Source organism: Streptomyces sp. NPDC102258 (genome assembly GCF_055584685.1).
The window spans coordinates 224670-244049 of the sequence record NZ_JBVJLO010000006.1; the positions used below are offsets into that span (position 1 = coordinate 224670).

Annotated in this window: 13 protein-coding genes and 1 pseudogene; 11 read left to right on the top strand and 3 right to left on the bottom strand. The window is 70.3% G+C overall.

Going from position 1 to position 19380, the window contains the following annotated elements; translation table 11 throughout:
- The first annotated feature begins 28 nt into the window (after nucleotides 1-28).
- From ACZ6ZT_RS12960 to ACZ6ZT_RS13005, 10 genes are all read left to right on the top strand, one after another.
- Nucleotides 29-1567 (top strand): long-chain-fatty-acid--CoA ligase, encoded by a 1539-nt coding sequence (locus ACZ6ZT_RS12960; protein ID WP_469718774.1) that lies wholly within the window; start codon nucleotides 29-31, stop codon nucleotides 1565-1567.
- Between the two features lie 144 nt (nucleotides 1568-1711).
- Nucleotides 1712-3289, top strand: coding sequence for a class I adenylate-forming enzyme family protein (locus tag ACZ6ZT_RS12965; protein WP_469718777.1), 1578 nt, complete (start codon nucleotides 1712-1714; stop codon nucleotides 3287-3289).
- Between the two features lie 4 nt (nucleotides 3290-3293).
- On the top strand, nucleotides 3294-4076 hold the full coding sequence (locus ACZ6ZT_RS12970; RefSeq protein ID WP_469718779.1) for an SDR family oxidoreductase: 783 nt from the start codon (nucleotides 3294-3296) through the stop codon (nucleotides 4074-4076).
- Nucleotides 4077-4105: 29 nt separating this feature from the next.
- Nucleotides 4106-5344 (top strand): acyl-CoA dehydrogenase family protein, encoded by a 1239-nt coding sequence (locus ACZ6ZT_RS12975; RefSeq protein WP_469718781.1) that lies wholly within the window; start codon nucleotides 4106-4108, stop codon nucleotides 5342-5344.
- The gene (locus tag ACZ6ZT_RS12980; RefSeq protein ID WP_469718783.1) at nucleotides 5344-6444 is read left to right on the top strand and encodes a phosphotransferase family protein; all 1101 of its coding nucleotides are present in this window, start codon (nucleotides 5344-5346) and stop codon (nucleotides 6442-6444) included. The genes ACZ6ZT_RS12975 and ACZ6ZT_RS12980 overlap by 1 nt, the downstream gene beginning before the upstream one ends.
- Nucleotides 6445-6540: 96 nt before the next feature.
- Nucleotides 6541-6816 (top strand): hypothetical protein, encoded by a 276-nt coding sequence (locus ACZ6ZT_RS12985; RefSeq protein ID WP_469718785.1) that lies wholly within the window; start codon nucleotides 6541-6543, stop codon nucleotides 6814-6816.
- Nucleotides 6813-8456: a sodium:solute symporter family transporter gene (locus tag ACZ6ZT_RS12990; RefSeq protein ID WP_469718787.1), complete on the top strand. Its 1644-nt coding sequence runs from the start codon at nucleotides 6813-6815 to the stop codon at nucleotides 8454-8456. The genes ACZ6ZT_RS12985 and ACZ6ZT_RS12990 overlap by 4 nt, the downstream gene beginning before the upstream one ends.
- Before the next feature lie 181 nt (nucleotides 8457-8637).
- Complete coding sequence (locus ACZ6ZT_RS12995) at nucleotides 8638-9504, top strand: phytanoyl-CoA dioxygenase family protein (RefSeq protein ID WP_469718789.1); 867 nt, start codon at nucleotides 8638-8640, stop codon at nucleotides 9502-9504.
- A 72-nt stretch (nucleotides 9505-9576) separates the two neighbouring features.
- Nucleotides 9577-11766, top strand: a complete 2190-nt coding sequence (locus tag ACZ6ZT_RS13000; protein WP_469718790.1) for an ATP-binding SpoIIE family protein phosphatase — start codon at nucleotides 9577-9579, stop codon at nucleotides 11764-11766.
- 51 nt (nucleotides 11767-11817) lie between these two features.
- Nucleotides 11818-12444, top strand: a complete 627-nt coding sequence (locus ACZ6ZT_RS13005) for a TetR/AcrR family transcriptional regulator (protein WP_469718792.1) — start codon at nucleotides 11818-11820, stop codon at nucleotides 12442-12444.
- A gap of 71 nt (nucleotides 12445-12515) precedes the next feature.
- On the opposite strand, the pseudogene ACZ6ZT_RS13010 reads toward ACZ6ZT_RS13005, so the two are convergent.
- Nucleotides 12516-15729: pseudogene (locus tag ACZ6ZT_RS13010) on the bottom strand (bifunctional cytochrome P450/NADPH--P450 reductase).
- Between the two features lie 250 nt (nucleotides 15730-15979).
- Between ACZ6ZT_RS13010 and ACZ6ZT_RS13015 the strand changes: the two are divergent.
- The gene (locus ACZ6ZT_RS13015; RefSeq protein ID WP_469718793.1) at nucleotides 15980-17041 is read left to right on the top strand and encodes a zinc-binding dehydrogenase; all 1062 of its coding nucleotides are present in this window, start codon (nucleotides 15980-15982) and stop codon (nucleotides 17039-17041) included.
- 64 nt (nucleotides 17042-17105) lie between these two features.
- Here ACZ6ZT_RS13015 and ACZ6ZT_RS13020 read toward each other — a convergent pair whose 3' ends face one another.
- Nucleotides 17106-17669 (bottom strand): DUF1345 domain-containing protein, encoded by a 564-nt coding sequence (locus tag ACZ6ZT_RS13020; RefSeq protein ID WP_469718795.1) that lies wholly within the window; start codon nucleotides 17667-17669, stop codon nucleotides 17106-17108.
- 318 nt (nucleotides 17670-17987) lie between these two features.
- Entirely contained in the window at nucleotides 17988-19319 is a 1332-nt protein-coding gene (locus ACZ6ZT_RS13025; RefSeq protein WP_469718797.1) for a class I SAM-dependent RNA methyltransferase, read from the bottom strand.
- Nucleotides 19320-19380 lie beyond the last annotated feature (61 nt).

Consider the following 19380-nt stretch of genomic DNA (forward strand, 5'->3'; position numbering starts at 1 on the left):
GGAAGACACCATGCTGAACCTCTCGGTCGTGCTCGAGGACTCCGCCCGGACGCACCCGAACCGGGACGCCGTCGTCCTCGGCAAGACGCGTCTCACCTACGCCCAGGTCGACGCCGCCGCCAACCGGGTCGCCAACCTCCTGGTCGACCGCGGCATCTGGCCCGGCGACAAGGTCGCGCTCAGTTGCCCGAACGTGCCCTGGTTCCCGATCGTCTACTACGGGATCCTCAAGGCCGGCGCGGTCGTCGTACCGCTCAACGTCCTGCTCAAGGGCCGGGAGGTCGCCTACCACCTCGCCGACTCGGAGGCCAAGGCGTACTTCTGCTTCGAGGGCGGCGAGGGCCTGCCGATGGGTGCGGAGGGCCACACAGGGTTCACCGGGACCCCGGGCTGCGAGCACTTCTTCCTCATTACCGCCGACCCCGCGGCGGAGAGCCCGATCGAAGGTGCCGAGACCATGGGCGCCGCGCTGCGGGGCACCGCGACGACGTTCGACAGCGTCGGGACGTCCGGTGACGACCCGGCCGTGCTGCTCTACACGAGCGGTACGACAGGGCAGGCGAAGGGCGCCGAACTCAGCCACGCCAACCTGGTGCTCAACGCCTTCGCGTGCAATCGGCTGTTGGACAACCAGCCGGCCTCGGACACCCATCTGCTGGTGCTGCCACTGTTCCACTCCTTCGGGGCGACCGTGCAGATGAACGCCGGCTTCTCGACGGCGAGCACACTGGTGCTGCTGCCACGGTTCGACGCCCGGCAGACGGCGTCCCTGATGCAGCAGGAGGACATCACCGTCTTCGCAGGCGTCCCCACCATGTGGTGGGGCCTGCTGCAGGCCCTCACCGACGACGTCGACGTCGAGCGCATCGCGAGGAACCTGCGCGTCGGCGTCTCCGGCGGCGCCGCGCTCCCCGCGGAACTCGTCAAGCAGGTCAGGGAGCGTCTGGGCGTCCAGGTCCTGGAGGGCTACGGCCTCTCCGAGACCTCGCCGGTGGTGACCTTCAGCGATCCGGCGCGGGAGCCCCGTCCCGGGTCGATCGGCGTGCCGATCTGGGGCGTCGAGGTCAAGCTCGGCAACGCGGACTGGTCGGAGGTCGAGGACGACGGCTCAGGCAGCGCCATCGGCGAGATCGCGGTCAAGGGCCACAACGTGATGAAGGGCTACCACGGCCGCCCCGAGGCCACCGCCGAAGCCGTCAGGGACGGCTGGTTCCGCACCGGCGACCTGGCCCGCAGGGACAAGGACGGCTTCTACTACATCGTCGACCGGGCGAAGGACCTGATCATCCGCGGTGGCTTCAACGTGTACCCGCGCGGGATCGAAGAGGTCCTGATGACGCACCCGGCGGTCGGCCTGGCCGCGGTCGTCGGCGTGCCGCACGAGAGCCACGGCGAGGAGATCAAGGCGTTCGTCATCCTCGACCAAGGCGCCGAGGCCCGTCCCGACGAGCTGATCGCCTGGGGCAAGGAGCAGATGGCCGCCTACAAGTACCCGCGCATCGTCGAGGTCGTCCAGACGCTGCCGATGACGTCCACCGGAAAGATCCTCAAGCGCGAACTCACGTGACCGGCGCGCCAAGCGCACGGACACGGATGGGAAGGACGACAGATGACAGTGGATGAAGGTCGGCGGCGGGACACGCCCCCCAACGGGTCCGTTACGGGGACGGACGCGGCACCCGGCTCGCTCGTGGCCGCCTGGAAGGCACGCGTGGCGAAGAACCCGGAGGGCACCGCGCTCCGCTTCTTCGACGGTGCCCTGACCGCGCGGGAGGTGGACGCGGCGTCGGACGCCCTGGCCGCCGCGTTCGAGTCCCGCGGGACCGGCCGGGGCGACCGCGTCGGGGTGTACCTGCAGAACGTCCCGCAGTACGCGCTGGTGCTACTGGCCCTGTGGAAGCTGGGGGCCACGGCACTGGGACTCAACCCGATGTACCGGCGCCAGGAGCTCCGCCGGATCATCGACGACTCCGGGGCGGTCGGCGTCGTCTGCGCGGACGCGGACGTCCACGAGACGCTGGGCACGCTGGCGGGGAGCACGGTGCGCTGGCTGATCAGCACGTCGGCGCTGGACTACCAGTCGAGGAACGATCCGCGGGTCTTCGCGTCGACGGAACGCCACGCTCCGGCGCCCGACGGCGATCTGGTGGCGCTGATAGGCGAGTTCGAGGGCCGCGGTCCCTCGCCGGTGGAGCCGACCCGTGACGACGTCGCGTTCCTGACGTACACCTCGGGAACGACGGGGCCGCCGAAGGGCGCGATGAACACCCACGGCAACGTGCTGAGCGTGGTGGTGACCTGCGCGTCGTGGATGGGCGTGGGCGACGGGGACGTCGTGTTCGCCATGGCCCCGCTGTTCCACATCACCGGGGCGGTGGTCAACGCGTCCATCTCCCTGCTCACCGACACCACGCTCGTCCTGGCGGGCCGGTTCCACCCCGAGGTCGCTCTGGAGGCCTTCGCCGAGCACGGGGTGACCTACACGATCGGCTCCATCACCGCGTACAACGCGATCTTCCAGCTGCCGCAGGCCGGACCGGAGCACTTCGCGTCGGTGAAGGCCCTGTACTCCGGGGGTGCACCGATCCCGCCGGCCACCGTCGTACGGTTCCAGGAGCGGTTCGGCGTCTACCTCCACAACGGCTACGGGATGACCGAGACGACGTCCGCCGTCATCGCGGTGCCGCCGGGGGCCAAGGCGCCGGTGCACCTGCCGAGCGGGACGCTGTCCATCGGCAAGCCCCTGCCGCACCTCACGGCACGCGTCGTGGGCATGAAAGGCGACCCGGTGCCGAGCGGGGAGCAGGGCGAGCTGGAGTTGAGCGGGCCGCAGGTAGCGCCCGGCTACTGGGGCAAGCCCGAGGCCACTCGTCACACGATGCCGGAGGGCCGGCTGCGTACCGGTGACGTCGCCGTCATCGACGAGGAGGGCTGGGTCTACCTGGTGGACCGGCTCAAGGACCAGATCAACGTGTCCGGGTACAAGGTCTGGCCGCGCGAGGTCGAGGACGCGCTGTACGAACACCCGTCGGTCCTCGAAGCCGCGGTCGTCGGCCGGCCGGACGACTACCGCGGCGAGACCGTCGTCGCCTACGTCTCGCTCAAGACGGGCCTGCACGCCACGGCCGAGGAGCTGATCGCCTTCTCCCGTGACCGGCTGGCCGCCTACAAGTGCCCCCGCACGATCCACTTCGTCGCCGACCTGCCCAAGACCCAGAGCGGCAAGATCCGCCGCGCCGAACTCCGCAGGACAGGCGCCACCGAGCCGTCCGCCCCTTCGAAGGACTGATCCGTTGAACCAGAACAGCAGCGGTCAGGGCCGGTTCGCGGGCCGCACCGCCGTCGTGACCGGAGCGAGCCGGGGCATCGGTCTCGCTGTCGCGGAACGGCTCGTCGCCGAAGGCGCACGGGTCTGCCTGACCGCGCGCAAGGCCGGACCGCTCGAAGAGGCCGCCGCCGCGCTTCCCCCGGGGAGCGTCATCACGGTCGCCGGCAGGGCGGACGACCCCGGGCACCGCCGCGAGGTCTTCGACACGGTCGCGCGGGAGTTCGGCGGGCTGGACGTCCTGGTGAACAACGCGGGCATCAATCCCGCCTACGGTCCCGTCGTCGGCCTGGACCTGGACGTCGCCCGCAAGGTCCTCGAGGTCAACGTCCTGGCGACCCTCGCCTGGGTGCAGGACGCGGTGGCCCACCCGAAGCTCGGATTCACCGAACGCCGCGGCACCGTCGTCAACCTCTCCTCGGTGACCGGCGACACTCCGTCACCCGGCATCGGGCTCTACGGGGTGAGCAAGGCGGCGGTGTCCCACCTGACCCGGACCCTGGCCGTCGAGCTCGGCCCGGAGATCCGCGTCAACGCGGTGGCCCCCGCCGTGGTGAAGACCCGGTTCGCCGAAGCCCTGTACGAGGGCAGGGAGACCGAGGTGGCCGCGGACTACCCCCTGCGGCGACTGGGCGAACCGTCCGACATCGCCTCCGCCGTGGCCTTTCTGGCCTCGGAGGACGCCTCCTGGGTCACCGGCCACGTCCTCACCGTCGACGGCGGCCTCACGGTCGCCGGCGGCACCGCGTAACGACCGAGCACACCCGACAAAGGACAGCCATGACTTACCCTCATCTTCCGCCGGAGATCGCGGAACTGCGGGAGCGCACCCGCCGGTTCATCCGCGAGGTCGTCATCGAGGCCGAGCCCGCACCGGGTGGACGTCTCGACCAGGCCACCCGCGACCGGCTGCAGACCGCGGCGAAGGAGGCCGACGTCTTCGCGCCGCTCGTCCCGAAGGAGTACGGCGGGCAGGGCCTGCCCCTCGCGTACTGGTCACCGATCCTCCAGGAGGCCGGCTACTCGCCGATCGGCCCCAGCGCGCTCAACTGCATGGCCCCCGACGAGGGCAACATGCACATGCTCAACCTCATCGCCACCGAGGAACAGAAGAAGCACTACCTCGCGCCCCTGGCCGCGGGCGAGATCCGGTCCTGCTTCGGCATGACCGAGCCCCACCCCGGAGCCGGTTCCGACCCGGCCGCGCTACGGACCACGGCCGTGCGTACCGACGGCGGCTGGATCATCGACGGCCACAAACGGTTCACCAGCGGCGCCGTCGGTGCCGGGTTCTGCATCGTCATGGCGCGCACCCCGGCCGTCGACGGTGCTCCCGAGGGCGCCACCATGTTCCTGGTCGACCTGACGCACCCCGGGATCCGCATCGGCGAGGCGATCCACACCGTCGACCGTTCCATCGACGGCGGCCACCCGCACGTGTACCTGGAGGACTGCTTCGTCCCCGACGAGGCGGTGCTCGGCGAGGTGGGGCTCGGCTTCCGCTATGCCCAGGTCCGGCTCGGGCCCGCGCGTCTCACGCACTGCATGAGGTGGCTGGGACTGGCGCGCCGGGCGCACGACATCGCGCTCGACCGGGCCGGGAAGAGGGAGCTGTTCGGCGGTCCGATCGACACGCTCGGCCTGGCGCAGCACCTGATCGCGGAGTCGGTCATCGACATCGAGACCTCCGACGCGATCATCGCCAAGACCGCGGCCCTGCTGCACACCGACCCCAAGGCGGGCTCGGCGCTGTCGTCGGTCGCGAAGGTGCACTGCTCGGAGGCGATCTTCCGGGTGATCGACCGCGCCGTCCAGATCTGTGGTGGCGACGGCGTCTCCGACGGGCTCCCGCTGGCGCAGTACCTGAACGAGGTCCGCCCGTTCCGCATCTACGACGGCTCCAACGAGACCCACCGGTGGGCCATCGCCCGCCGGGCCTCCGCCGCCCGCGGCGCCGCCGTCCGGGCCGGCGAGCCGTACCGGGGCGACGCCGTCGTCGGCCGGGACGGGGGAGCGTGATGCACACCGTCCCCGACGGCATCGAGGTCGTCGCGAGTCGGGAGGGGGTCCGCCCCCTCGACAGCCCTCCGCTGCTGGTCCTCGACGCGGTCACCGGCTTCCTCGACGGACATGGCATCGGCAGCGGCCCGCTCGCCTGGCAGCGCATCGGCGACGGCCAGTCCAACGTCACCTATCTGATCGAGCGCGGCGGCGAGTCCGTCGTCCTGCGCCGCGGCCCGCGCCCGCCGCTGCCGAAGTCGACCCACGACATGGTGCGCGAGGCCCGCATCCAGAAGGTCCTCCACGGACGCGGGGTTCCGGTGCCCGAGATCATCGCCGTCTGCGAGGATGAAGCCGTCCTGGGCGTACCGTTCTACCTCATGTCCCGGGTCGACGGGATGGTCATCACCGACACGGTCCCGGCCCACCTCTCCCCCGTTGCAGAGCGCCGCGCCACCAGCGAGGCGGTCGTCGACACCCTCGTCGCCCTGCACGACATCGACGTGAGCCGGGGGGAACTCGCCTCCCTGGGCCTTCCCGAGGGGTATCTCCGCCGCCAAGTGGAGCGATTCCGCGGGCTGTGGGAGGTCAACACCACCCGCAGCATGCCGGCGGTGGACCGCATCGCCGACTGGCTCGCGCGCAACCTGCCGACGAGCCAGTCGGCCTCGGTGGTGCACGGCGACTACCGCATGGGCAACCTCATGTTCGCCCCTCAGGCCCCGGCCAGGGTCCTCGCGATCTTGGACTGGGAGATGGCCACGCTCGGCGACCCGCTCGCGGACCTGGGGTACCTCACCGCCACCTGGTCCGAGGCAGGCAGCCCTCCCACACCCCTCGAACTCACCAAGGTGACCCGGTCGCCCGGCTACTTCACCCAGCGCCAGCTGGCAGAGCGCTACCAACGCCGTACGGGCCTCGATCTGACCCCGCTCCCCTGGTACCAGACCCTCGCCCTGTGGAAGGCAGCGATCTTCTGCGAGGCCATCCACACCCGCTGGCAGCGGGGTGAGCGCCCGAACGACACGGCCTTCGGACCGTCGCTCGAAACGGGTGTCCCACGGCTCCTGGAGCAGGCCGGGCGATACGCCGGCCTGACGGCGACCAGCCGCCTCTGACACCCAACGCCGCGCGGTACGAGGCCCTTCATCGGCCTCACCGCCCCCGGCCCCCCTCGCGCCGTGTCTGCTTCCTTTTCTTCAGAGAGAGGTCTCGTGCCCTCCGCTTCCTCCCGGCATCCTTCCCGTGACACCCGGGTGCTGGTCACCGTCAACGCGCTGCCGCTCGCCGTCGGCGTCCTGCTGTCCTGTTCCACGGCCCTCGGAGAGATCTCCGTGCACGGACGTCTCACCCTCGGCATCGCGTGGGCGCTCACGCAGCTCGCCGTCCTCATCGGCGGGACCTGGTGGTACGAGAACCGGGCCGCGTCCTCCTTCGAACCGGCCTCGGGGACGGCCGCCGCCGCTCGTTCGGCCGGGGGCGCGTGGTGACGGCGTACCTCCTGAGCGTCGGCTCGCCCGACCTCATCGGCACCGACGCGAGGGGAGCGGTCATCAGCTCCTTCCTCGTCTTCATCGGCCTCTGCCTCCTGTGGGTCTTCACGCTCGCCACGCAGGACGACGACCCGGAACTCCTTTACGTCGCCGGCCGATCTCTCCCACCCGTCTTCAACGGCGTCGCGATGGCGGGGGAACAGATCACGGTCGTCCTTCTGGTCTCGCTGCCGGGAGCGATCGCCCTCTTCGGCTACGACGGAGTCTCGACCGCCGTCGACAGTGCCCTCGCACTCGGCGTCTTCCTGCTCCTCGCCTCCAGGATCCGCGCGACCCGCCGCTACACCCTGGGTGAGCTGTTCTCCCTGCGTGCCGAGGGGCCGGGAACACGGATCGCCGGTGCGGTGGTGACACTGTGCATCGCCGTACCCCTGCTCATGGTCCAACTGCGGGCCGGCGGCATCACCGCCGCTCTTCTGATCGGCATGCCGACCGAGCGGGCCCAAGTGGTGTGCACGGTGCTGATGGGGTTCCTGGTCACGTGCTTCGCAGGAGTGGCCGATCTGCGCGGCACCAGTTTCGTCCAGGCCGTCAAGGTGCCCGTAGTCCTGGCGACGCTCGCCGCGATGTCCCTGCTGGCGCTCCGCCTGTTCGACTGGAGTCCTGGATCTCTCCTGTCGGCCGCCATGGACAAGAGCATGTCGCCGGACGAGTACCTCAGTCCCGGCCTGTGGACGCACACCGCCGGCTTCGGAACGCTCGGCACGCTCAGTGACCACATCGTCGTCATCCTGGGCACCGCGATGATGCCCCACCTGCTCCTGCGCGTCAGCGCCAGCCGGGACGTACCCGCCGCTCGGCGCTCACTGAGCGTCGCCGTAGGGCTGACCGGCCTCTTCTACCTGCTCCTGATCACGACCGGCTTCGCCGCGGCCGCAGTGGTGGGCGGCGGACGGATCGGGGCGGTCGACGCGAAGGGGCAGGGAGCCCCGATCTTCCTGGCATCGGCGGTCCTCCCCCAGCCCTCCACCGGCCGGGTCGTGCTCATCACCCTCGTGGCCTGTGTCGCCTTCCTCGCCGTCCTCACGGCCGTGGCGAGCGTGACCTTCGCCGCCGCCGTCTCCGTGACCCGCGACCTGGTGGGGCAGAAGGGCCGTACCAGGATCGGGATCGGAGAGCCGACGGTCCTACGGCTGTCCGTCGTCGTGCTCTGCGCCGTGAGCCTTCTCCTCACCGCCGCCGTGCACCGCTACCCCATCGAGTTCCTCCTCGCCTTCTCGCTGAGCCTCGCGGCCACCTGCGTGTTCCCTGCACTCGTCTACTCCTTCTTCTGGACCGGCTTCGACCGCCGAGGGCTGCTGTGGCTCGTCCACGGAGGGCTGTCCCTCTGCGTGCTCCTGACCCTCGCCTCCCCCGCCGTGTCCGGAACGAGATACGCACTGCTGCCGGAGCAGGACTTCAACCTGTTCCCGCTCCACACCCCCGGGCTGGTCTCCGTCCCTGCGGCCTTCCTCCTCGGATGGCTCGGCAGCGCGCGTCCCTGGGAGCGGACCGCACGGCACCGGCACACGGCGTCGGGGCCGGCTCCTGACCGGGGCGCCCCGGGGCGCGCACCGGCTCCGACGAGAACGTCGTGAGCGGATGGCTCCGCCGTGCCCGCGACCGGCCGGTGCATGGTGCACCGGGCCCGGGCGGAGCAGGTGCCCGCTGTCGTTCTCGCCGGCGGCCCCGACTGGCGACAGTGAGGCCAACACCACAGGACCAACAGAGAAACGCGCGGTCGATCAACCGCGATGCGCATCGAGGGAGAGGACACGCATGACCACACAGAAGAAGGCCCAGGCCCTGACATCCGTGGCGAACGACACGCCGGCGGAGGAGATCCTCAAGATCGTGACCCGTGACGGTGGCGTCATCGTCACGGGCTTCCTGACGCAGGAGCAGATCGCCCGCTTCAACACCGAGATCGAGCAGCCGCTGCAGGCGCTCGATCCGGGGTCCACCCACGAGAACGAAATCGTGGCCGCGTTCCACGGCAAGAACACCAAGCGCCTCACGAACCTGGTGAAGCACAGCGCCACGTTCCGCGGCGAGGTCATCGATCATCCTCTGGTCCACGAGGTCAGCGACCTGGTCTTCCTGCAGGAGTCGGGCACGTACTGGATGACCACCGCGCAGGTGATCGAGATCGGTCCCGGCAACCAGGCGCAGATGCTGCACCGTGACCTGGAGAACTGGTTCCCGTTCATCGGCATGGGGCCCGGCGGCCCGGAGGTCACCATCAACTTCCTGGTCGCCCTGACCGACTTCACGGAGGAGAACGGGGCCACCCGCGTCATCCCCGGAAGCAATCACTGGAGCGACTTCGAGGACCGAGGGACTCCCGAGCAGGCGATTCCCGCGATCATGGACGCCGGAGACGTCCTTCTCATCAGCGGCAAGACCGCGCACGGCGGTGGGGCGAACCGGACCGGCGACGAGTACCGGCGAGGCCTCGCCTTCACGTTCAACGCGGGCTTCCTCACCGGCGAGGAGGCGTACCCCTTCCTAGTCGACAGGGAGCTCGCCAAGACGCTCTCGCCGCGTGTCCAGCGCATGCTTGGCTTCCGCTCCCAGTACCCCACGGGCTCTCCCGGCCTGTGGCAGGTCGACTACGCCGATCTGGGCGACCACCTCGGCCTCTGAGGCCCGGACCGGCCCGGGGCTGCCGCAGCTGTCCGAGGAGCGCACGCCGTGCCTTTCCCGTACATTCGCACTATGGGAACCGATGTCGATGCGTTCCTTGGTCAGCTGGCCCGCCACCTCAGACCGCAGGTGGAAAAACTGTCCGGACTCCTGCTCCAGCGCCTGAACGGCGAGTTCCCCGAGCTGTGGGAGAACGCGGACATCGAGGCCCTGACCCTGGAGGAGACGGCCCAGCACGTCACCGCCCTAATGGATCTCCTGGAGGCCCACCCCGGCGCGAGCGCGTCGCAGGCCCCTCCGGCCGCCCTGGACATCGCCCGCCTCTATGCCCGGCGGGGGATCCCGGTGAGCCGGCTCCTCCGTGCCTACCGGCTCGACCATCTCAGCCTGCTCGAACAGCTGACGGCCGAAGCTCCCCGCCTCACCAGCGACTGGCACATGATCAACCTGGCCACGATGAGGCTGGTCGCGATCGGTTTCGACTACGTGGACCGTTCCTCGGAGGGGGTCGTCGCCGCCTACCAGGAGGAACGCGACCATCTCCTGCGGCGTCGGCTCGCCCTCACAGACAGGGCGAGCAAGCTCGTCGGGACCACGCTCGACATCACCCGCACCGCAGAGGAGTTGACGGAGGTCTGTACCGAGGACTTCGCCGACCTCGTCACCGTCGACCTTTTCGACGCCGTCCTCGACGAGACGGGTACTGGTTCGCCAGAGGCTCTGACGCAGCGCCGCGTGGCCCAGCGCTCCGTCCTCGACGGCTGTCCGGAGTCCCCGCTCCGCGTCGGTGAGAGCCACGCCTACCCCGACGACTCGGAACCGGTTCACGCGCTGGCCACCGGACGATCCGTCCTGAACCACATCGCGGGGACCGAGATGCCCACGTGGGTGGCGCCCTCCGAATCCCACGGCCGAGTACTGCGCGACCTCGGCCTCCACTCCGTACTCCTCGTCCCCCTGCACGCCCGTGGGGACACCCTGGGCCTGGTGCAGTTCGTACGCCATCGCACCTCGGTCCCCTTCGACGATGACGACCTCCTGCTGGCCCAGGAGATCGTCTCCAGGGCGGCGGTGTCCATCGACAACGCCCGCCGGTTCACCCATGAGCGTTCCACCGCGCTCGCCCTCCAGCGGACCCTGCTGCCGCGGCACACGGTGAAACAGGCGGCCGTCGACACGGCTTCGCGTTACCTGCCCGCCGGGTCCCGCGCGGGTGTGGGCGGCGACTGGTACGACGTCATTCCCTTGTCCGGGGCCCGCGTCGCGCTGGTCGTCGGTGACGTGGTCGGTCGTGGGCTGCACGCCGCCGCCACCATGGGCCGACTCCGCACGGCCGTCCGCGCCTTCGCCGACATCGACCTCATGCCCGATGAACTCCTCACCCATCTGGACGACGTCGTCATCCGGATGCAGCGCGAGGAGACGCCGGCCGAGGGCGAGACCAGCGCCACCTGTCTGTACGCAATCTATGACCCCGTCTCCCGCCTGTGCTCCCTCGCCAGTGCCGGCCATGTCCCACCGACCGTGGTGACCTACCCGGCCACCGGCGAGACCACCCGGACCTCCAGGGTGGTCGAGTCGCCCGAGGTGCCGATCGGACCGCCCCTCGGCCTGGGCGGACTCCCTTTCGAGACGATCGAGTTCGAGCTGCCGGAGGACAGCCTGCTGGTGCTGCACACCGATGGGCTGATCGCGGGCCGCACGCGTGACGTGGACCTCGGACTCACCACGCTGCGCGATGTCCTCACCTCGGCGCCGGACTCGCTGGAGGAGACCTGCGACCAGCTGCTGGCCGCATTGTTGCCCAGCCGCCCCGCCGATGACGTCGCTCTGCTCGTCGCCCGGACCCGTGCCCTCGACCCGGACCACGTCGCCACGATGGACCTCCCGTCCGATCCGGCAGCCGTGTCCGGGGCCCGCCGCTTCGCCTCCGATGTCCTGACGGCCTGGGGGCTGGAGGATATGTCCTTCACCACGGAGCTGGTCGTCAGCGAACTGGTGACGAACGCCATCCGCTACGGCAAGAGCCCCATCCAGCTGCGCTTGATCCTGCAGTCGACGCTCACCTGCGAAGTCTCCGACGCCAGCAGCACCTCCCCGCATCTGCGCCGGGCCCGGATCTTCGACGAAGGCGGCCGCGGCCTGCTCTTGGTGGCCCAGTTCACCGAACGCTGGGGCACACGACACGGTCGCGAGGGAAAGGTCATCTGGGCCGAGCAGTCTCTCCCCGCGGACAGCGCACCGACCATCAAAGCAACGTAATGTCTGGTCCGAGCCGACTTGATCGATCGACTCAGTCGATACACTGAACGCATGGCTCATGTTTCCGCGGCGGAGCGCCGCCCCCAGTTGATCAAGGCGGCCATCGACCTCATGACCCGGGAGGGCGTCGCCGCGGGCAGTACCCGTGCCATCGCCGCGGAGCTGGGCGTCGCGCAGGCCACCGTCCACTACACCTTCGGGACGAAGGAGGACCTGTATCGCGCTGTCATGGACCAGATCACCGACGAGCTGGTCGCGCAGGTGCAACGGGCGGCCCCGGAGGACGAGGGCTTCGAGGAGACCTTCGGCGCCCTGGCAGGAGCCCTGTGGGGCACCGTGCGCGAACCGACCTCGCACCACCAGCTGCTCAGCGAGTTGACCATGTTCGCCCTGCGCGTGCCCAGCCTCAACGACGCCCGGCAGAACCACTACCGGCGGGTCATAGAAGTGACCGCACAGGTGATCACGGAGACGGCCGAGAGGACGGGGCACGAACTGGCCGAGTCCCCGGAGACTGTGGCCCGGTTCTTCCTCTCCGGCTTCGACGGACTCACCATGCAGGTCGCCCTGTGCCTGCCGGACGAGACCACCGAGCGGACCAGCCTCAGGGCGCTCGTGGCCGCGACCGTAGCGCTGGCGAACGGGAGCCTCGGCCTCGCGGACGCACCGATGGCCTGACACGCCGTGAAAACGCTCGTGGGCGCACCTTTCCAGGCGCGCCCACAACCGTTTTTTCCTCTGTGCGAGAATCAGCCGGCCCAGACGTCCTCGACGTAGCGTCCGGACGTGACGAGCTCGGCGAGCCATGCCACGGCCCGCTCGTCGCTCGCACCGGTCCGCTCGCGGTAGATCGCCATGAACGCCTCCCGTACGGCGGGTGCCATACGGCGGCCGTCACCGCAGATGTAGACGCGTCCGCCGGCCTCCAGGACCGACCACACCTCCTCGCTCTCGCGGGCGATGCGCTCCTGGACGAAGCGGGCTCCGTTCTGGGGCGCGTGCATGAAGGTGGGGCGCACGCTGACCGCGCCGGCCGCCTCGGCCGCCTCGAACTCCTCCCGGTGCAGGAAGTCCACGTCGGGGTGGTCGCAGCCGAAGTAGCAGAGCAAGGTGCCGGTCGAGCCGGTGTGGTGGCGGTCGAGGACCGCGCCGCGGAAGGGTGCGAGGCCGGTGCCCGCGCTGACCAGGATCACCGGTACGGAGGTGTCCTCGGGGAGGCGGAAGGACTCGCTGCACGGCAGGACCCGGGCCTGGATCACGTCACCCGCGTTCACGGTCTGCAGGAAGTGCGAGGCGATCCCCCGGAAGGTGCCCTCCCCCGACCGGTGGGGCGCGGCGAGCAGCGACACCATCAGGTCGGCTTCACTGGGCCGGGCCGTGGCGGACGACGAGATCGAGTAGTGCCGGGGACGCAGGACCGGTAGCAGCTCCAGGAAGCGCTCGAAGGGCAGCTCGCACGCACGGTAGCGCTCCAGGAAGTCCAGGACGCTGAGGCCCGCGACGGTCACCTGCTCCCGGAAGGTCTCGGGATCGGCGGTGGCGAAGGCGGTGAGCGGCTGCTTCTCGGGCGGGCAGGCGGTGTGCTCGGCGAGCACGACGACCTGCTCCTGGGTGGCCGCGTCCTGGAGCTCGACGAAGTCGGTGAGCAGGCGGCACAGGGTCAGCGGCCGGTCGACGGGCAGGGCGCCCCGGCTCCGGCGGCGGGCGCGCAGCCGGACGGTGCGGTCCAGGTCGAGGCCGAAGCGGTCGGCGACGCGCTGGACGAGGGCCTCGGGGTTGCCGGGCAGGACGGCCAGGTGGTCGGCGGTCCGATAGGTGACGCCCTCTGGCAGCCCGAGCCGCAGGAACCGCTTGGAGCGGCCCAGTTCGTGGTCGGTGTCGACGAGTTCGTACGCTTCGAGGACCTCCATCGGCTGGACGCCGTGGCGCTCGGCGAGACCGCCGAGGACCGATTCCGAGGTGTCCTCCAGCTCGTACAGCCCGCCCCCTTCCGCCTCAAATGCCGGGCCGGCCGCTTCACCGGCGATCGCCTCGCCGTACTCGTCCAGGAGCGCCTTCCACAGGTCTTCCGTCCAGTGGTCGACCACTCCGCCGAAGTCACCGGAGGCGTCGGCGCTGCCGCGCTCCAGGAGCGGGACGGCGCCGGCGGCGGTCAGACGCTCGTCGATCAGGGTGGGGATCCGCTGGTAGGTGGCCGCCCAGTTGCGGTCGCCGACACCGAGGACGGCGTATCGCAGCCCGGTGAGCGAGCCGGGGGCGAGGTTCTCCAGCGAGGCGACGAATTCGGCGGCGTCGTCGGTGGGGCGGCCGTTGTAGGAAGCGGCGACGATGACGACGGGGCCCTTGGAGCCGGCCAGCCTCTCCGTGTACTGGTCGAGGGAGGCGACGGACGGGATGAAGCCGTGCTCCTCGCCGTCCGTGCCGAGGTCGCGGGCGATGCCGGCGCAGGTGCCGAGGTTGGAGCCGTGCAGCAGCGTCAGCGCGGTGCCGCTCGCCCGGCGCGTCACGGCCGTGGTCCGGCCCGCGACGGGGTCCGCCGCCGCTGGGGTGGGCAGGCGCCGTTCGTCGCCGGTGCGGCGGGCGAGCCCCAGGCTGAACCCGTCGGGCTTGATCGTCAGTGTCGACTTGATCTTCATCTGGTAGTCGGTGTGGTCGATCAGGCGGTAGCGGTGCACCAGCAGGCCGAGCAGCAGGGTGGCCTCGTGCAGAGCGAACTGGCGCCCGATGCAGGCCCGTTCGCCGCTGCCGAACGGTTTGAAGGCGTGGACCGAGCGGGCCGCCTCCCGTTCGGGGGTGAAGCGCTCGGGGTCGAACAGCTCGACGTTCCCCCCAGGCTGCGTCGCGGTGAAGGGCCGAGGCGATCACCATGAGCGACTCGCCCTTGCGTACGGGGTACTTGCCGCCGATGACGGTGTCCTCGATCGGTTCGACGGCGTACGCCGGCGCCGTCGGCCACAGTCGCAGGCTCTCGTTGAGTATCTGGCGGATGTAGGTGAGCTTGCCGATGTCGCCGTACTGGGGGTCCGGGGATTCGGTGTCGCCCCACAGGGCGTCCACCTCGGCCTGGGCCCGGGCGAGGACCTCCGGATGCTTGGTCAGGTAGTACAGGGCGAAGGAGAGCGCGCTGCTGGTGGTCTCGTGGCCGGCGATCAGGAAGGTGATCACCTGGTGCCGGATGTTGACGTCGTCCAGCGGCTCGCCGGTGACGGGGTCCTTGGTGTGCAGCATCAACCCCATCAGGTCGTCCGTGCTGGTGTCGCCGGAGGCGCGGCGCTCCCTGATCACGTCGTCGACGAGGTCCGTCATCAGGTCGATGTCCGCGCGGAACTGCTCGACCTTCTTCCTCTTGAACAGCTCGGAGCCCGGGATGGACTCGCCCTTCTCCTGGGCGAAGACGAGAGCCCGGGCCATCGCCTCGACGAACGGGTGCAGGTCGTCGCGACGGAAGGACTGGAAGTCGTAGCCGAAGCCGCACAGGCCGATCGTGTCGAAGGTCAGCCGGGTCATCTCGTCGGGCACGTCCACCGTCTGCACCCCGGCCAGCCGGTCCCACTTACCGATCAGCGAGCGGGCGACCTGGAGCATGGGGGCGTGGTAGCTGCGCATCGAGCCGAGCGAGAACGCGGGCATCAGGATGTCGTGGGCCTTGCGCCAGTTCGGCTCGTGGTTGTAAGCGGTGAACAGACCGTCCCCGGCCAGGGCCCGGACCTCGACCAGGTCGGTGTGAACGTGCTTGCGGAACCGACTCTCGTCCGACAGTTCGGTCACGAGGTCCAGACCGCCGACCATGACGGTGTCCCTCCCGAAGATGCGCAGGCGGTACACGGGCCCGAATTCCCTGAACTCCTTCAGCAGGTAGGCCAGGAAGTCCGCCCCCGCGGGAACGTTGAACGCGTGGCCTACGAGGGGCAGCGGGGGGCGCTCGGGGATCGCCCGCGCCGCGCCTACGGACACCTGAGTCATGAGCGTGCCTTTCGTTGCACTCCAGCAGTCGCCAACCAACTTACATATGACTTTGTCGAGTGAACATGTCGGTTGACTGTATCAAAGGACACAGTCACCTGGAGGAACTCGATACGCCTCGCGAACGTCCGGCGGAAGCGGCTTGACAGACGACCTCGTCACTAGACACGGTTAAGCGACATGGTCAGCCGACCATGTCGAGCGCATGAGTTGCGTACGCGCTATTCACCGAGCACATCGAGGTTTCCGCATGAACACCATGCTGGCCGGACGGCTGCGCCTGGACACCCGCACCTTCGCCGTCGAAGAGGTCTCCATCCCCGTCCCCGGCCCGGGCGAGGTCCTCGTCGAGGTGCGGGCCGCGGGCGTCTGCCTGTCGGATGTCCACCTGATCGACGGCAGCCTGAGCCCCTTCTTCCCCACTGACGCGGTCACCGAGGCGGGCGCCGTCACCCTCGGCCACGAGGTCGCCGGCGTCGTCCACACCCTCGGCCCGGACACGAAGGGCGACTGGACGCCCGGGCAGCGGGTGGTCCTCCAGGCCGGCGAGGCGTGCGGCGACTGCGCCGGCTGCCTGCGCCGCATGCTGTGCCACCGCCCCCTCACCCGCGGCCTGGACTACGACGGCGGCTGGGCGCAGTACACCGTCGCCCGCGAGGGCACCCTGCTCCCCATCCCGGACGACCTGCCCTTCGACCAGGCGGCGATCATCCCCGACGCGGTCTCCACCCCGTACGCCGCGATCGTGGGCACCGGCGCCGTCCACCCCGCCCAGGCGGTCGGCATCTGGGGCGCGGGCGGCCTCGGCGCCCACGCCGTACGGCTCGCCCGGATGGTCGGCGCGGCCCCGATCATCGCGATCGATCCGCTGCCGTCGGCCCGCGAGCGAGCCCTCGTCTTCGGCGCGGACGTCGCCCTCGACCCGCTCGCCCCGGGCTTCGCGGAGGCGGTGCGGGAGGCGACGGCCGGGCGCGGCCTCGACGTCGCCTTCGACTTCGCCGGCGTGGGCGCCGCCCGTGCCCAGGCCGCGTCGGTCCTCGGCCCGTTCGGTTCGCTCGTCCTCGCCGGACTCACCCCGGAGCCGGTCACGATCGCCGACAGCATCGGATTCTGCTTCAACGTCAACCAGGTCCGCGGCCACTACGGCTCCGAGCCCGAGCACGTCGAGCAGCTCGTCGGCCTGGCCTCGGCCGGACGCATCGACCTGGCCCCCTCCATCACGGCCCACGTCCCGCTGGCCGAGGCCGCGGACGCCGTCGCCCGCCTGGAGAACAAGACCGGCGACCCGATCCGCCTCGTGCTCACCCCCTGAGCGGGAGGGGCGGTGGCCGGCTCGCCGCGCCCGGCGCGGGCGGTTCCGGCCACCGACCCCGCCGTCAGACCCCCTGCCCACCGTCCAGCGCCGCGACCATGCCGGCCACGATCACCGTGTTGAAGGCGAACGCGATCGTCGCGTTGGCCGCCACCGTCCGGCGCATCTCCCGCGACATCGCCGTGACGTCCGCGAAAGCGACCAGAATGCAGATCCAGGCGACGACGACAAGACCGAGCGCCATCAGGACCCGCACAGTCGCCGGGAAAACGGAACCCAGATACCCGGGACGCCAGACCGCCGACACCACGAGCGCCGCCGACGCGATGAGGACCGACACACCGGGCCCTGGCGCGGTCCCCAGAAGGTAGCGCTGCAGTACGGTGCCCCGCGCCTCCCGCCGGGCCCACACCCGGATCCGCTCCGGCGGCGCGGACGAGAAGGCCCTCAACGTGACCACCAGGTAGCAGAACAGGTAGGCGAACAGTGCCACCACGCCCAGGTCGGCGCTGGAGGCGGACACCGCCCCTGGCACAAGAACTTCCAGCAGGACAGGGAGCACAGCGACACAGGCCGCGACGACCGTGCTCACAACGGACCGGCGGCGCTGAGAGAGCCACGAATGCACCGGCAGTGTCTCCTTTCGAAGACAACCTGGGCGGGTGTCAGGTCGTTCAACGCTCCCTGAAGGGTCACGGAACGTCACTATCGAGAGGCGGATGAGACAGGGGCAGCCAACGGCTCGGCAGCCGGTGCCTCAGCCACTTCAATATGCTCACCGCCACACAGCTGAGGGTTCCGGCCGTCGGCCACCCGCCGCGCATGACGACCCATCAGAAACCGCGCCGTTCATGCGTCAAACGTGCGTCACGTGCGTCGAACATGCGTCAAGATATCGCACCTAACGCACGTAACGCCCGTCACGCACACTCGAAGAAACGGCAGCTCAGAGGCCCTTCGCGACCGGCTCCAGGATCGCCACGCACTCCACGTGGTGCGTCATCGGGAACAGGTCGAAGACGCGCAGGGTGCGGATCTTGTAGCCGTTCTCCGCGAAGTAGGCCAGGTCGCGGGCCAGGGCCGCCGGGTCGCAGGCCACGTAGGCGATGCGGCGGGCGGAGAGGCTCGCGATGTGGCGGACCGTCTGCTTGCCGGCGCCCGCGCGCGGGGGGTCGAGGACGACGAGGTCGCACTCGGTGATGCCGGTCTTCGGGAGGATCTGCTCGACCTTGCCCTGCTCGATGCGGACCCGGGGGAAGTCCGCCAGGTTGTGGCGGGCGTCCTCCACCGCGCGCTTCGTCGTCTCGATGCCGAGCACCGCGCCCGTCTCGCCGAGGCGCTCCGCCAGCGCGCCCGCGAAGATGCCGACGCCGCAGTAGAGGTCGAGGGCCATCTCGCCCTTGCGCGGCATCAGGCCCTGCATGACGGCCTTGATCAGGGTATCGGCGGCCTGCGGGTGGACCTGCCAGAAGCCGCCCATGCCGACGCGGTACGTCCGGCCGTCCGCGCGCTCCCGTACGAAGGGGCGGCCGTGGACCCGGTGGACCCCGCCGTCCTTCTCCTCGACGCGGAGCACCGAGACCGGCTTGTCGAGCTCCACCAGCGGGAGGCGGCCGCCCGGGCGGGGGGTGAGGACCACCTGGCGGTCGCCCGAGCCCGAAGCGGCGATCGCCTCGACCGACGCCATCTGCGGCCAGTCCTGCTTCTCGATGCCGAGTTCCGAGACGCCCTCGGCGGCGATCATGCAGTGGTCGATCGGCTCCACGTCGTGCGAGCGGTGCTTGCGCAGGCCCACCCGCCCGTCCTCGTCGATCGCGAACTGGACCCGGGTGCGCCACTGCGGGACCTGCCCGGCCGGCAGCTTGTCGCCCTCCGCCGGCATCACGGTGCCGTCCCAGCCGGCCTCCTCCGGGGTGAGCCCGGCGAGCCGCTTCAGCTGCTCGGCGACGACCTCGCCCTTGAGCCGGCGCTGGGCGCCCGGCTTGGCGTGCTGCCAGTCGCAGCCGCCGCACTTGCCGGGGCCGGCGTACGGGCAGGGTGCCTCGACCCGGTCCTTGGAGGCGTCGAGGACCGTGATCGCGTCGGCGCGCAGGAAGCGGGCGTCGCTCTCGCCCTCCGTGACCCGCGCGATGACCTTCTCGCCGGGCAGGGTGTGGCGTACGAACAGAACGCGGCCGTCCGACGTACGGGCGATGCAGTGGCCGCCGTGCGCGACGGGACCGACCTCGACCTCGTACTCCTCCCCGACCAGTGACTGCTTCTCGTTCTGCTCGGTCATGGTGGGGAGGCTCCAGGGGGCTCAGGGGGTAAAGGCGGGTCAAAAGGAAAACGGCCGGACG